This is a genomic window from Sporosarcina sp. Y352 (assembly GCF_056786535.1).
On the sequence record NZ_JBXCJE010000004.1, the window covers coordinates 165,468 to 180,553 of the forward strand.

16 protein-coding genes are annotated in these 15,086 nt (G+C 45.9%); all 16 read right to left on the reverse strand.

The window, feature by feature from the left end:
• Window positions 1–26 precede the first annotated feature (26 nt).
• The 16 genes from AC1TO6_RS08355 to AC1TO6_RS08430 all read right to left on the reverse strand — a co-directional run bounded on the left by AC1TO6_RS08355 (window position 27) and on the right by AC1TO6_RS08430 (window position 15,030).
• Window positions 27–878, reverse strand: coding sequence for a 3-hydroxybutyryl-CoA dehydrogenase (locus AC1TO6_RS08355; protein WP_482101144.1), 852 nt, complete (start codon window positions 876–878; stop codon window positions 27–29).
• A 21-nt stretch (window positions 879–899) separates the two neighbouring features.
• Complete coding sequence (locus tag AC1TO6_RS08360; RefSeq protein WP_482101145.1) at window positions 900–2,096, reverse strand: acetyl-CoA C-acetyltransferase; 1,197 nt, start codon at window positions 2,094–2,096, stop codon at window positions 900–902.
• 177 nt (window positions 2,097–2,273) lie between these two features.
• Entirely contained in the window at window positions 2,274–4,424 is a 2,151-nt protein-coding gene (locus AC1TO6_RS08365) for a (Fe-S)-binding protein (RefSeq protein WP_482101146.1), read from the reverse strand.
• A gap of 303 nt (window positions 4,425–4,727) precedes the next feature.
• Window positions 4,728–5,411 carry a hypothetical protein gene (locus AC1TO6_RS08370; protein ID WP_482101147.1) on the reverse strand — a complete coding sequence of 228 codons (684 nt, stop codon included), beginning with the start codon at window positions 5,409–5,411 and terminating at the stop codon, window positions 4,728–4,730.
• Entirely contained in the window at window positions 5,408–5,893 is a 486-nt protein-coding gene (locus AC1TO6_RS08375; RefSeq protein ID WP_482101148.1) for an ECF transporter S component, read from the reverse strand. Before AC1TO6_RS08375 ends, AC1TO6_RS08370 begins: the two co-directional genes overlap by 4 nt.
• Window positions 5,894–5,896: 3 nt before the next feature.
• Window positions 5,897–6,478, reverse strand: a complete 582-nt coding sequence (locus AC1TO6_RS08380) for a cob(I)yrinic acid a,c-diamide adenosyltransferase (RefSeq protein WP_482101149.1) — start codon at window positions 6,476–6,478, stop codon at window positions 5,897–5,899.
• Window positions 6,475–6,897, reverse strand: coding sequence for a bifunctional adenosylcobinamide kinase/adenosylcobinamide-phosphate guanylyltransferase (locus tag AC1TO6_RS08385; protein WP_482101150.1), 423 nt, complete (start codon window positions 6,895–6,897; stop codon window positions 6,475–6,477). Before AC1TO6_RS08385 ends, AC1TO6_RS08380 begins: the two co-directional genes overlap by 4 nt.
• Entirely contained in the window at window positions 6,849–7,442 is a 594-nt protein-coding gene (locus AC1TO6_RS08390) for a histidine phosphatase family protein (RefSeq protein WP_482101151.1), read from the reverse strand. Before AC1TO6_RS08390 ends, AC1TO6_RS08385 begins: the two co-directional genes overlap by 49 nt.
• Window positions 7,415–8,176 (reverse strand): adenosylcobinamide-GDP ribazoletransferase, encoded by a 762-nt coding sequence (gene cobS, locus AC1TO6_RS08395; RefSeq protein ID WP_482101152.1) that lies wholly within the window; start codon window positions 8,174–8,176, stop codon window positions 7,415–7,417. The genes AC1TO6_RS08390 and cobS overlap by 28 nt, the downstream gene beginning before the upstream one ends.
• Window positions 8,173–9,009: a cobyric acid synthase gene (locus tag AC1TO6_RS08400; protein ID WP_482101153.1), complete on the reverse strand. Its 837-nt coding sequence runs from the start codon at window positions 9,007–9,009 to the stop codon at window positions 8,173–8,175. The genes cobS and AC1TO6_RS08400 overlap by 4 nt, the downstream gene beginning before the upstream one ends.
• Window positions 9,006–9,599 (reverse strand): bifunctional adenosylcobinamide kinase/adenosylcobinamide-phosphate guanylyltransferase, encoded by a 594-nt coding sequence (locus tag AC1TO6_RS08405; RefSeq protein ID WP_482101154.1) that lies wholly within the window; start codon window positions 9,597–9,599, stop codon window positions 9,006–9,008. The genes AC1TO6_RS08400 and AC1TO6_RS08405 overlap by 4 nt, the downstream gene beginning before the upstream one ends.
• Window positions 9,581–10,660, reverse strand: coding sequence for a pyridoxal phosphate-dependent aminotransferase (locus AC1TO6_RS08410; RefSeq protein WP_482101155.1), 1,080 nt, complete (start codon window positions 10,658–10,660; stop codon window positions 9,581–9,583). Before AC1TO6_RS08410 ends, AC1TO6_RS08405 begins: the two co-directional genes overlap by 19 nt.
• Complete coding sequence (cbiB, locus tag AC1TO6_RS08415; RefSeq protein ID WP_482101404.1) at window positions 10,647–11,603, reverse strand: adenosylcobinamide-phosphate synthase CbiB; 957 nt, start codon at window positions 11,601–11,603, stop codon at window positions 10,647–10,649. The genes AC1TO6_RS08410 and cbiB overlap by 14 nt, the downstream gene beginning before the upstream one ends.
• A complete protein-coding gene (locus tag AC1TO6_RS08420) occupies window positions 11,603–13,075 on the reverse strand; it encodes an adenosylcobinamide amidohydrolase (protein ID WP_482101156.1) in 1,473 nt (490 codons plus the stop codon). Before AC1TO6_RS08420 ends, cbiB begins: the two co-directional genes overlap by 1 nt.
• Before the next feature lies 1 nt (window position 13,076).
• Window positions 13,077–14,072, reverse strand: coding sequence for a FecCD family ABC transporter permease (locus AC1TO6_RS08425; RefSeq protein WP_482101157.1), 996 nt, complete (start codon window positions 14,070–14,072; stop codon window positions 13,077–13,079).
• A complete protein-coding gene (locus AC1TO6_RS08430) occupies window positions 14,065–15,030 on the reverse strand; it encodes an ABC transporter substrate-binding protein (protein ID WP_482101158.1) in 966 nt (321 codons plus the stop codon). Before AC1TO6_RS08430 ends, AC1TO6_RS08425 begins: the two co-directional genes overlap by 8 nt.
• Between the last annotated feature and the right edge of the window lie 56 nt (window positions 15,031–15,086).

The window sequence follows — 15,086 nt, forward strand, 5'->3', positions numbered from 1 at the left end:
TTTCCCCTTTATATTGAAAGCGTTAGTTATTCGTAAACGTAGAATCCTCGGCCTGATTTCTTCCCTAGCCATCCTGCTTTAACATACTTTCTAAGTAGCGGACATGGGCGATATTTTGAGTCGCCGAATCCTTCGTGCAAGGTTTCCATAATATACAAGCATGTGTCGAGTCCGATGAAATCTGCTAGTTGTAGTGGTCCCATTGGGTGATTCATGCCAAGTTTCATCACTTCGTCAATTGCTTCTTCAGTTGCAACGCCTTCATAGAGCGTGTAAATTGCTTCGTTAATCATCGGCATAAGTATGCGGTTTGCGACAAATCCAGGAAAGTCATTCACTTCAACCGGTGTTTTTGATAATTTCACAGTCATTTCTTCGACTGCTTTGTATACTTCGTCAGCTGTTGCCAGACCCCGTATGATTTCAACAAGTTTCATAACAGGAACCGGATTCATGAAGTGCATGCCAATCACTTGTTCAGGACGTTTTGTCGCCGCCGCAATTTCAGTAATTGGAAGAGATGATGTATTAGATGCGAGGATTGCATGTTGCGGTGCAATTTCATCCAACTTTTCAAAAATCGACTTTTTAATGGCCATGTTTTCAACAGCTGCTTCGATGACAATATCTACGTCTGATGCGTCTTGTAGATCGAGTGATTTTGTGATGCGTCCGAGAACGGCAGATTTTTCATCTTCCGTCATACGTCCTTTTTCAACGTTGCGTGAAAGGTTTTTCGTAATGACCGCAAGTCCTTTAACATAGGATTCTTCTTTGATATCATTCAATTTCACGTCGAAGCCCGCTTGTGCACAAACTTGAGCAATGCCTCCACCCATCTGTCCTGCTCCGATAACCATTATCTTTTTAATAGCCATTTGGTCGATTCCTCCTCCGTATTATTCTGATTTAGCTACTTCAATCATGATCGCGTCGCCTTGGCCTCCGCCTGAACAAATCGCTGCGATACCAATGCCGCCGCCTTGACGTTTCAATTCATGTGCAAGTGTCAGGATAATACGCGCTCCACTCGCTCCGATTGGATGACCTAGCGCAACCGCCCCGCCGTTGACGTTTACTTTTTCAGGATCTAACTCCGCAATTTGCGTGCTTGCTAGCGCAACTGCTGCAAATGCTTCATTTATTTCAAATAACTTTATGTCTTCTAGTTTCTTACCTGTTTTTTCAAGTAATGCATTGATGACAAGTCCAGGTGTTTGCGGGAAGTTTTCCGGTTCAATGGCAACTTCTGCATGGCCGATAATTGTCGCAAGAGGTGTTTTCCCTTCTTTCAGGGCACGCTCTTCATTCATCAGAATCAGTGCACATGCACCGTCGTTAACGCCAGGTGCGTTTCCTGCCGTAATAGTACCGTCTTTGCCAAATACCGGACGCAATTTCGCGAGTGATTCGAGAGATGTCGTACGGCGTGGTGCTTCATCCGTATCAACTAAAACGGGCTCACCTTTACGCTGCGGGACCTCTACGGGAATGATTTCTTTTGCGAACAAGCCCGAATCAATTGCTTTAAGTGCACGTTCATGACTGCGCAGTGACCACGCATCTTGTGCTTCGCGCGTTAATGCGAATTCTTCTGCAGTCGCATTGCCGTATGTGCCCATATGGACGCGCTTAGGTGAGAATGAACAAGAAAGTCCATCGTAAATCAAACCGTCAATCAGTTCTGCATCGCCCATTTTCAGTCCGTATCGTGCTTTTGGTACGTAGTAAGGAGCGCAAGACATCGATTCCATTCCACCTGCAACAATTACTTCTTCGTCCCCCAGACGAATTAACTGATCGCCAAGTGTTACGCTTCGCATGCCCGATGCACAAACTTTGTTAATGGTTTCCGTTTTCACAGACCATGGCAGTCCTGCCTTCGTTGCAGCTTGTCTTGATGGAATTTGTCCTTGCCCCGCTTGTAATACTGTTCCAATAATCACTTCACCGATTTCTTCCGGTTTTACATCCGCGCGGCTCAATGCCCCTTTGATGGCAATACCTCCGAGATCGCTTGCTGTCATCGATTTTAATGCTCCGCCTAACTTTGTAAATGGCGTACGTGCCCCGCTCAAGATAACTGTTCTTCCCATTCCCTTATCGCCCCTTTGTAGTTGGTGTAGCCGCTTTCATTTTTCATTTACATCGAACGACTGAACGCTCGCTCGGTTAATATTCAAATAAAAAGGAGTGTTTCCACTCCTTTTTATTGGTAATTCATAGTTCTTATTCTATTAATTGTACGACAGTATTGTCTGTTCCGCAATGATTTATTGCAAAATTGACTCTACTTCTTCTGCTAGAACAGGACTCCAGTTTTCACCGAAAATGGAACGCTCCAGCAATTCAGCGATGTCGTACGTACCGACCGTTTCTTCGACTTCTTTTGCTTTCGTTCCGTCTGATAGCATTGTCAGGCAGTAAGGGCAGCCAGACGAAATGATTCCCGGACTCACTTCAAGCGCTTGTTCAGTTCGGGCAACGTTAATGCGGTGGCCTGAATCTTCTTCCATCCACATTAGTCCTCCACCCGCTCCACAGCACATGCCGTCTTCGCGATTACGCTTCATCTCAACAAGCTCAACTCCTGGAATCGCTTTGAGAATTTCACGCGGCGGATCATAAACGTCGTTGTATCTACCCAGATAACATGAATCATGGAATGTGATTGTTTCATTGATGGCATGTTCCGGTTTCAATTTCCCTTGAACCACAAGTTCGTATAGCATTTCTGTATGATGGACGACTTCCGCTTTAAATCCGAAGTCCGGGTATTCGTTTTTAAAAATATTGTACGCATGCGGGTCAATCGTAACAATTTTTGTGACGCCCGCTTTTTCGAACTCATCGATGTTGGATGTAGCCAGTTCTTGGAATAAAAACTCATTCCCCAGACGACGCGGCGTATCTCCTGAGTTCTTTTCTTTATTGCCTAGAATAGCGAACTTGATGCCTGCTTCGTTCATGAGATGTACAAAGGATAAGGCGATTTTTTGTGAACGATTGTCGAATGAACCCATCGAGCCTACCCAGAACAGGTACTCGAATTCTTCACCCGCTTTCTTCAATTCTTTAACCGTTGGAATTTGAAGATCTGGACGTGCATCTCTCCAGTTTTCTTTTTCTTTACGGTTCAGCCCCCAAGGATTTCCTTGACGTTCGATGTTTGTCATCGCGCGTTGTGCATCCGGGTCCATTTTCCCTTCTGTCATCACAAGGTAACGGCGAAGGTCGATGATTTTATCAACGTGCTCATTCATAACTGGACATTGGTCTTCACAGTTACGGCAAGTTGTACATGCCCAGATTTCCTCTTCAGTGATAATATCGCCGATTAGGGACGGGTTATAGATATCGTCCATTGTTGCGCCTTCAAGTCCGGCTGCAAATGCAATCTGGTTACCTTTTGTTTTGTTGAATGCGAGCGCTGGCACCCACGGATTCTTCTTCGTGACAAGTGCACCCGTATTGGTTAAGTTATCACGAAGTTTTGTGATCAAGTCCATCGGGGACAGCATTTTACCAGTCCCTGTCGCTGGACACATATTCGTACAGCGTCCACATTCGACGCAAGCGTATAAGTCAATCATTTGCAGCTGTGTAAAGTCAGTAATCTTCCCTACTCCAAGCGGCGGCATTTCTTCTCCATCTTCCACATTTTCCAATGCTTCGAAGTCGATTGGCTTTAATCTGCCCGCATGGTCAAGACGGTGAAAATAAACGTTGGCAGGCCCTGCAATCAAGTGCGCGTGTTTCGATTGCGGCACATAGACAAGGAATGTTAGTAAGATTAATAGATGAATCCACCAAGCAATAAAGAATATGACGGCTGCCCCAGTTTCCGGCATAAAGCTGAAAATCATGGCAATTGCAGATGCAATTGGTTCAGTCCATGACGCTGCATGTCCTTGCCAAATCATGTTCATACCGTTTGCAAGTAACGTCGAAACCATAAGCCCCCCAATGAAAATCAGAACAAGTCCCGATTTCCATCCGCGTTTCAGACGGACAAGTTTCTCGATATAACGGCGATGGAATGCCCACACAACCGCAACGAGAATCGTTAATGCAACGATTTCTTGGAAAAATGTAAAAGCAGGATAAAGTGGACCGAATGGTAAGTGAGATCCCGGCTTTAACCCTTTCCAGATAAGATCGATGGCCCCGAATTGCACGAGTAAAAACCCGTAGAAAAACATGAGGTGGATCGCTCCACTTTTTTTATCTTTTAATAGTTTCTTTTGTCCGAATACGTACACCCAGATTTTACGTAGTCGTTCGGAGACATTATTATCAAATTCTTCTTTCTTCCCCAGTTTGATAAATTGAATCCGTGTTCGAATTAAATGTGTGAACAGTGCAAGCGCATAGGCCACGACTGCGAAAAACAGAATCCAATTGGCAATAAGCAATGGATGCATATATTCTCCCCCCCTTAAATTGTTTGAATATTATAGACAGTGTAGTCGAAAATAGTATTCTTGTCGATGTCTATTTTCTATTTTAATTATGAATGAGCATTCAGTCAACAGATATTTTTAGATTAGATAGAAATTTAGTTTCGGTTTTGGTTTGTTTGCTGATGGGTGGGTGGTTCGGGGTGGAATTCAGGCGGTTGGGGGCCGGGATTGGGCGGTTGCATGTTGGATTCGGGCGGTAGCTCGCGCCGAATATACGATTCCACTTCTTAATCACAGAAAAAACCTGCAAGAAATCTACAGGTTTCAAGTAATTATTTTTAATTGATTCAATAGCGGACCGAAAAACGTTGCGGCCTCCTTTATTTTCGTTTCTGGAATGGCGAGGAGGACGACTGTTGACGGACCCGCTGATTTCAGTGGATCTAAAACAGTTTCAATGCGCGCGTCTTTTATTCCGGTTAACAAACGGACTTCTTCTAAAATGCCGCTTGAGCCGACTGGCCAGATTTGATGGACGATTCCCTTTTTCATCGCCTCGTGAATGAGGGAAACAGATGCAATTTCTTCCGCTTGTTCCCGCACTTCATCCCCGACTAGGGGCTTACCGTATGTAAACCAGGCAACTCTTTCTGTAGCTGGGGCCTCTACTCGCTTCCCAATCATCGTCACTGCCATTGCTGATTGGACCAGCTCCATATTCGTTTCCGAACTGCCGCTAATTGACGGCACTTCAAGCCCTGCTTCAAGAAATAAATCCGTCACACCAGCCACATAATTTTCCCAACTGTCACTGCCGCTAAAATTATGAATTAGAATCGTAATAGGTTCCGCTCGCGTTGCCCATTGCTCGAGCAGCGTCACGCGAGCAGCAAAGTATGCCGTGATTCTGTCTGGCACAGTAACGAGATCACCTGGTTTTTCACCAATACCGCCCGAATTATCGGTCGTCGCGATCATGCCATTTCCGATATCAATGGCATTCCTCACTTAAGAACACCCAAGCGCCCAGTCACGATATGCTGAAGTGACGGCATGACAACCGCCGCCACAACTGCGTTGACGATTGTAGCAAGCAATAGGAACGGAACTGCTCCTATGAAAAATGCTGGTGAAATTAGGAAATAAAATGGTAGCGGCGCAATCAAACCATTTGCCACTATGAAAAATAGCCATTTCGCAATCGGGCGCTCCGCTTTATGCAGACGTGCAAAGATGATAACAATGACGAACATTTCAAGTGCAATGAGCACGTGAAATGGACCTAAAGGAAAACCCGCATACATTGCAGAGGCTGTGTGCCCGAGCATTGCGGCTACCCCCGAGAAGACGGGTGGAAGAAAGGCAGCCGAGATAAGCGCCGGAACCGTATCGAGTGCCAACGAACCGATGCCAGACGGGATTTTTATCATTCCGCCAACGACACAAAGTGCGACAAACAACGCTGTCAATGTCAGCTTTTTCAACTGCATCGTTTAATCCTCCTTTTTCTTGTCAGTTCTGAACACTTTCGCGCTTCTTACATACTCATTATCAGGCACATTTACCCGTGAATTCGCAATGCGTGCAGCGACAAAAAGATAGTCGGAAAGTCTGTTCAAATAGCGTTGGACGACTGCCGGCACATCTTCTTCAGCTTTCAAAAGCGAAACTGTTTGGCGTTCAGCACGTCTCGCGACAGTTCGCGCAATATGAAGCGTTGCGGCAGCAGGTGTTCCACCCGGTAAGATGAACTTTTCCAAAGGCGGCGCTTCTTCCATGAGTGCATCAATACGTTGTTCAAGTACTTCCACCGGTTCTTCGGCTAATTTATAATGACGTTCTTTCATAACGTTTGCTAAGTCGCCTCCGCCATCGAATAATTCATTTTGAATGGCTTCTAAATCTGTCAGCATATCTGCAAAAATTGCAGGATCTAGTTCCGTCATTGCCTTCCCTACGAATGAATTCAATTCATCCATCGTGCCGTATGCTTCAACTCGAAGACTGTCTTTGTCGACGCGTCCTCCAATTAGACTCGTTTGTCCTTTATCCCCAGTACGTGTATAAATCTTCATTTAAAATCTCCCCTTTTCTTTAGTGGTTTTGCAAGGCCGTACCAAATTCGTGTCACGTCATCCGCTTCCGCGAGCAACCGCTGATAAAGCCGGCCTACAGTATCTCTTAACCTTCGCTGGTTTGCATCTATCGGAACAATTCCCCGTCCAATATCGGTTAAAATAAGTACTGTATCCTGTTGTAGCGATACGCTCTTCATTACATATTCAACTGCCACTTCCTCCGGCAATTTCGTTTCAGCTAGCCACTTCTCAATTCCGGCTACAACGATTGTTTGGGTAGCATCCGGATTGACTGGATTACTAGCTTCAGGACAATTCCCTTCGAACCATTGAACATTGTGTTTACCACGTTCCGTCAGCCACTTTTTCACATAGTCCCGCTTGCCGTTATGGGCACCGCCGATAAATACGTGCATACTTTCCCCTCCTCGAATGCATTGTCACTTTCCCATTCAAGCCGGTACCCTGTTCCGTGGGGGACATTCCACGACCAGAACTCTTTTGCCTCAGGTGAAAACTTCGTTAGAATTGCACGGATTGGTCCGCCATGCGTGACAACAACCGATTTGTTCGGCAATTGTTTCAGCGCTGCAACTACACGCGTTTCTACATCCGCCAAACTTTCCCCGTTTAAAGGCGCAATCGCATAGGGATCGTCAATCCAATTCCTATAGTTCATGTTCTTTTCAAGTTCCGCGTACGTTTTCCCTTCAAACACACCAAAATTACATTCTCGCCAACTAGTATCTGCTTGAAAATTAGCTTGTGGGAAATAGAGTGCCGCACTTTGTTTTGCGCGAAGAAGATCGCTACCGTATACGTGTTGCGGCATGTCCGGTAGCATCCATCTCCGTTCGCTCGTTTCCACAATGGGTTCATCCGTCCAGCCAATGTACTTACGCTGTTGATTGCCTAAAGTTGGGAGATGCCGAATCAGATAAAGCACAAGACTGTGAGCCATAAAAGCGCCTCCGCCCCTTCAATGAATGCACCGCACAAGTCACCACTAACACCTCCGAAATGTTTCACTGTCCATCTGCGGTATATGAACAATGCGACTATGAGCACAACCGCGAGGGTAGCGGGAATTACCATGTTCATCAAAAATCCGATTCCTACTAAAATCACAATACTGCCGAGTAACGTCCATCCAATGACCGATTTTGATGACATATTCCCTTTAAAGAAGTGCGCGATCCCTGTATCTTTCGCGGGTCGTACAGTCGTGAAATACAGATTCATAGCAGCTCTCGCTAGAAAAGGGATGGCTATAAATAATGCACCATTTCCTATTTCACGCATTAAGATTTCATTGAACAAAGCGATTTTTAGAATGATTAGTAAAACGAGCGCCATCGTTCCAAATGCACCAAGGCGTGGGTCATCTAGAATTTCCAACCGTTTTTCACGGTCTTTGTATGAAAAGAATGCATCGCCCGCATCCGCCCAGCCATCCAAATGTAAACCGCCCGTCAATAGGATACCCGTCAAAACAACCAACACAGCCGCCAGAAATGTGCCTATTTGCAAATCATTCAATAGGAGTTCTGACACGCCGTACATCGCAAGTCCAATTACCGCTCCGACAAACGGAAGCGCGACATACATTGCCGTCACTTCTTTCCGGCCAAGTGGCAATTCTTTTCGTATGGGAATTGCGGTGAAAAACTGTACGGCAAGCAATAATCCGTTCATTGTGTCCCACCGGATTGTGAAATCACTTTTTTCATCAGCGGCCAGTTGAGATGTGATTTGACATGACTTGCCCACGCATCGTAGACGTCGACTCCCGCGGGCGCTTCCATAACTGGTCGGTCCATATCTTCCTCTTCGATGCCATGATCGACTTTAAAAGGAATAACGCCCGCCACCGGAATGCCCGTGTAGGTTTCGATGAATTCAATTCCATCTTGGAACAACGAGACATCGCCATGGAATTTGTTGATAATAATTGCTTTGACGCGCGCACGGTGTTCGGGTTGCAAGAGTTGTAACGTACCCACAATCGAAGCAATGGCACCACCTCGATCGATATCTGCCACCAAAACAGCCGGCACATCCGCGATTTCCGCTACACGCATATTGACAATTTCTCTGTCATTGAGATTCACTTCAGCAGGACTTCCCGCGCCTTCGATGATAACTGTTTCATACATTTCCGAAAGTTTGGCCAGTGACGTTTGAATTGCTTCGATTCCACGGGTGAAAAATTGTTCTCGATATGCCATTCCAGCTACAGGACCAAATTTCTTCCCAAAAAAGAGGACTTCTAATTTCATGTCCGCTACCGGTTTTAGTAAAATCGGGTTCATGTAAATGGACGGTATCGTTCGGGCGGCCGTTGCTTGTAAATATTGCGCACGACTCATCTCTTGTCCATTTTCCGTTATTGCAGAAAAACCGGACATGTTTTGAGATTTGAATGGTGTCACTTGAACACCTTCGTCGGATAAAATACGGCAAAGCGCTGTACAAATCATTGTTTTTCCGGAATCTGATGCTGTCCCCAGAACAATTAGTCCTCTCATCCCGTCAACTCCCGCCGTTCATTTTTCCATACGACCGGAATACCATAGTCCATTTCTATCGCTCTATCCGCTTTTGCGACAAACTTTTGGTGGATAGATCCCAGCCATTTTCGATAGATTTCTGTTTCAGTGTATTCTGTCGGAAGTTCATCAAAGACTTCATTCGAAACGATTATCAGATGAGCAACTTTCGACAAGAGTGCGTCGATTGTTATGTACAGTTGCTCTTCCTTCTGTTCCATACACCCTTTTTGTTCGATACAAGGTTGTCCTAAATCCCAGCCAACATATAACTCGTTTGCAAGCCACGTCGTCGCGCAGTCCCAAAGAATACAATCCCCTGAATGGATAGATGGCAATACGTCTTCCAACTTAGTGGGCTGTTCAAACGTCTTCCAATTATGAGCAATACGATCGACTATGTGCCGCTCGATTCGCGCCTGCATTTCCAAGTCGGTTGCGGTACCGGATGCAATATAGACAAGGCGTCCTCCGCTTTTGCGCACCTCATCTACAAGTGATTTCTCCGCGTAAGCACTCTTCCCACTTCGCACACCGCCGCTTACAAACGTCAGTTTTCCGCGAACCATTGCGACAACTCCTCCTTTAAGCGATTCATGGAAGCTTCGTTTTTCATGCCAATGCGCAACCAGCTTCCGTCCATTCCTCGAAAGTTTTCGGAATGACGGAGAACAATTCCCCGTAACAGCATGTCTTTGTAAAGTTTCCTTGCATCCTGCCCTACCCCAGGTCTGAATGAAATAAAATTCGTGGTGGAATCTGTAACGGCGCACCCCTTATCCATTAAAAATAAGGTCATCTTCTCCCGCTCGTAATTACTATGCCTAATCGCATGCTCTCGGAATGATGCTTCTCGTAAACAAACCGCTCCAATTTGAGCCGCTAACCCATTAACGTTCCAATGCGGAGCCAGCGCTTTAATTTCCTGAATAACTTTCGGACTCGCCACTACATAGCCGAGTCGAATTCCCGGAATCGCATACATTTTCGTCATTGAGCGCACGACTAAAACATGTGGATAGTGCTTGATTGCTTGAATGGAGGAAAGGGATTCATCGACGAAATCGATAAAGGCCTCGTCTAATACGACGTCACATTCTAGTTCAGCCCCGTGGTCAATAATCTCCTTTAACTCCGCACGCGTCGGCATCATTCCGGTCGGGTTGTTCGGTGTGCAAAGGTATAAGACAGACGCTGATTTCATGGCAAGGAGAATCTCATTCAACGGTAAGTTAAATTCGTTCTCTTCCGAAGCGTGAACCCGAATAATCTCCACTTTTTTTGCTGTGAGTGTCGCCTCGTATTCCGAAAATGTGGGGTGTACGACGATTGCCTTCTTCCCTTGATATCGATTTGCCAGAAGAGCTAGCAGTTCGGCTGCCCCGTTTCCTGCAAATACATAATCCGTCGAAACGCCGTGATAATCTGCTGCCGCGGATAGGAACGGCTCCCCTTCCGGATTCGGATAAGCCGTCAGACTTCCGAGTAAATCCGGCCACATCTGTGTAATGGATTCAGGAGGTCCTGCTGGATTAACATTTTCACTGAAATCGAGTAACTGTGCAGGCGGTTGTATGCCTAGTTTTACGTATACGCTGTGCGGATTTGCACCGTGTTCAGGCAACTGCATAGAATACCACTCCAATCATTGTTAGTACCATCCAAAAAATGAAAGACACGACATGCATCTGTGTAATGGTTTGTTTGATATGTATTGCCGTCAGTGTACTGTTTCCTGGGCCGAGTTCTGGACGCTTTGATAGGACTTTCTGATAGGTACTCGCTCCGCCAAGTGTAACGCCAAGTTGCCATGCTGTTGCCGCTTCTAAAAATCCGCTGTTCGGGCTTGGATGTTTTCTTGCATCCTTACTCCATCCGGAAAACCGTTTCCCGAAAGGTATCTTGCCTTTATTCGGCGCATATAAAATGATTAATAAACCCGTTATGCGTGCCGGGATGAAATTCAATAGATCGTCTGCGCGGGCGGAAAACTTCCCGAATTTCTCGAAACGCTCGTCTTTGTAACCAATCATCGAATCGAGTGTGTTCACCGCTTTGTACATCCAGAGTCCGGGTGCTCCAAGTAAAAAAGCCCAGAATAAAGGGGATGTGACACCATCCGCAATGTTTTCGGACACCGTTTCCACAGCACCGCGTACGATACCGCTTTCTTTCAATTTATCGGTGTCACGACCAACTATCCAAGACAATTTCGTTCGTGCCGCTGGTAAGTCATTCTCATTAAGCGGGAGATAAACGTCTAGCGCTGCTTCCCGTAAACTCTTCTGTGCAAGCCCGATGGCGATGAGTACTGATTCTACAAGAATCCCTATGTAGAGGTTGAATTGATAAGCCATTCCAACCAAAAAAAATACAATGGACAAAACAATTCCGACGGTGAGGAAAAGTGTAAATGCCCCTTTCAATGTACGGAATCGTCCTTTATTCAAAACTGCTGCCATTTTGGAAATGAACGTCCCAATCCAGCGGACGGGATGCGGCCATTTCGGGGGATCCCCAATTACCCTGTCTAGCAGAAAACCAATAGCGATGGCCATAAAGTGTGCAGGAATCACGTCGTCCACCCTTTCGCCTTTTTGTATGCACGGATTGCCGTCACTGTGCAGTCATAGACACCATGGCCAATCAGTTTCCCTAGTTCCGTGATTGGACCTGCATACGGAAGAAATTCGCCTTGCTGAGTCGACGCAACAAGCAGGCTATCTGTTGAAGTTCCCGTCGCAGTTGTGCCTGTGAGTGGATCCAGAATCGATTCCGTTTGAAGTGCTTTCACTTTCGCTTCCGTTGCAGTAATCATCGCTTGGATAAATGCTTCGTCTGGCAATTGACCATTGATGATCACCCAAGTATTAATCGTACCAACGCGGGGTTTTTCGTCACGCGTAAGTGCTTGCGAAACGTCTACAGCATTCCCGACTCCGGCTGTAACCGCAATTAGGATCGTGCCGAAATCGCCTTTGTATTCCTTGACTTCTGCATGCTCCGTTGTGACAGCAGTCATCATACCGACCGTTTCCGCCAGATGAAAACCTTGACTCTCGAGATAAGATGCATTTTCAGCTTTGACATCATCTACATTGTAATCAGCGTCAACATGCCGATTAACAAACGATCGATACCAACCCATTCCAGCATTGTGGACTGCAGAAGAGATTGTTTTCAACGGATGGTGTGTTCTGAGCGCAACATAGTTTGATGATATCGAAAAGTCTTCTCTTACGATGGTAAAAGGTTTCATTTCTTCATTCGTGTCTGGCAACAATGTAATTTGAGGCTTCGGTAGTTCAGGATGAGGCTGTGATTTGACACGCGCGCCATAAACAGACTCGATTTCTCCTTCTTTCACGACATCCTGCGGTGCACCGATTTTAACGATTTCCCCTTTATTCATCAACAGCAGTCGATCGCAGTATAACGACGCCAAGTTGATGTCATGGAATACAGAAATGACTGTCAGGCCTTTATCGATGGCCTGTTTACGAATCGTGTCCAGAAGTTGTTGCTGATGCGCGATATCCAAGTGATTTGTCGGTTCATCGAGCAATAGAATCGGTGCTTCCTGAGCTAGCGCTTGCGCGACGAAAACGCGCTGTTGTTCACCGCCCGATAGCAATTCAATTGCGCTCCCGGCGTAACGCGTGATTTCCATACTGCTTAACGCTTCCGTAACAGCACGCTCGTCTTCATCCGACCACGAAGAAAATAACCCTGACTGATGTGGATAACGCCCCAGTTCTACCGTTTCACGCACAGTGTGGGAAAATGTATGGGCATTCAGTTGTGGCAGAACTGCCACTTTTCTGGCGAATTCTTTTTGTGAGTAACTCGATGCATCTTGTCCTTCAATTTGGACAGAACCCGTTTCCTTCGGGAGAATGCCAGAAATCATTTTTAATAGCGTTGATTTTCCGCTACCGTTTGGACCGAGTATTCCAAGTACCTCCCCTTTACGGACATGGAACGTCACCGATTGCACAATAGGTTCTTTGCCGTAACCGCCGGAAAGATTTTCGACGTTTAACATGTCACATTCCTCCTGCCCTTCGTTGTTTATAAAAGATGAATGCGAAAACCGGCGCACCGATAAAGGCAGTAATTACACCAACCGGAAGTTCCGTCGGCGCAATAATTGTCCGTGCAATCAGATCACAAATGATAAGCAATGTCGCACCATTCATGAATGATAACGGCAGTAGGTGGCGGTGATCCGAACCCCATAATAATCTTGTCATATGCGGAACTACGAGCCCAACAAACCCAATCGTACCTGACACTGCGACTGCAGAACCGGTAAGGATGGATCCTCCGATTAAAATACTGAATTTGCGTCGTTTCACATTGACGCCTAAGTAATGCGCCCGTTCTTCCCCGAATAGCATCGCATTTAATTCGCGGCGGTTCAGCCACAACATGAAGGACCCGATGACAACAAACGGCAATATCATCGTTATGTAATTCCAGCCCCGCATCGATACACTGCCGAGAAGCCAACCAATAATTTGCCGCAACTCTTCTCCAGTAAGCGCAATCATCAATGACAAGACAGAACCGAGGAATGAACCAAAAATAATTCCAGTTAAAATAATTGTTTCCATCCTCATTGCACGGTCCACGAGACGTGCGAATCCGAGCACAAGGAACATTGTCAGTGCAGCACCGACCATACTGAATACAGGAAGCGTATAAGTGCCTAAAAACGGAATGGAAATACCAAAAAAGAGCGTCATCACAGCACCGACCGAGGCGCCGGATGACACTCCGAGGGTATAGGGGTCAGCAAGCGGGTTTTTCAACAACCCCTGGAAAGCCGCTCCAGATATCGCGAGCGATGCGCCTACAAGCCCAGACAGTACCACACGCGGCATGCGAATCTCCCACAATATGTTTGAAGCTGTTGCATCCGCCCCAGCATTCCATAACGTACTAATCGGTATTTTCACAGACCCGATTGACACACCGAGCCATGCCGCCACAATAAGTGCGGCAGCAGAAACGATGTAGGCAACGCTGGATTTACTCACCAAATGCCTCAGGGTAAATGGCTTTCGCTAAATCTTCAAGTCCGTCAGCTAGACGCGGGCCTGTGCGGCTAGTGATATTCTCTTTAACTTGAATAACAGCTTCTTCCTGAATAGCCGTAATAGAATCAAAACCTGGACGTGCATAAACATCTGCGACGGCCGTTTCGATGTAGTCATATAACACAATAATCACATCTGGATTGCGGTTGACGATTTCTTCCGAATCTATCATGAACCAACCTTCTTGATCGGCCGCGATATTTTCCGCGCCAATCATTTCAAGCATTTGATCCATGAATGTATTTTTACCTGGTGTGTAAATTTCCGGAGCTGGTGATGTTTCAACGAAAACTGTCTTTCTATTTTCGACGTTTGCTGTCTTCGCTATCACTTCTTCGACTTTCGCTTTCATGTCCTTAACGATTTTTTCTGCTTCCACTGTTTTTCCAGTCGCTTTACCAATTGTTTCAATCGTCGTATAAGTTTCATCAAAGTTTAATGCATTTTTCACAACAAAAACAGTGATTCCTGCATCACGGATTTGTTGCAGTCCTTCCTCGCCCATTCCAAGTCCTGATTCATGTGCAAAAACGATTTCAGGTTTCATCGAAACGATTTTTTCGACGTTGAATTCCTGGCCGCCGATTTTCTCTTTTTCAAGTACTTCTTCGGGATAATCATCGTAGTCGTTGACGCCGACGATTTCATCAGCAAGACCAAGTCCAAATAATATTTCTGTATTGCTTGGCATCATCGAAACGATTGTTGCCGGTGCTTTTTCAAGTGTGATTTCATTGCCAACCGCGTCCGTTAGTGTCATTGGAAAATCAGCTTTAACCTCTTCCGCATTCGGTGTTTCGTCCACTTTCGGCTTATCTTCTGTCGCAGTCTCTCCGCATGCTGCTAGCAGGAATACTGCAAAGACAGCCGTCAATCCCAATTGCCAAATCTTCTTCATGTTGTTTTCCTCCTGTTTTTTGCCAAATAAAAATCCCCCGCAATTGCTACGGAGGA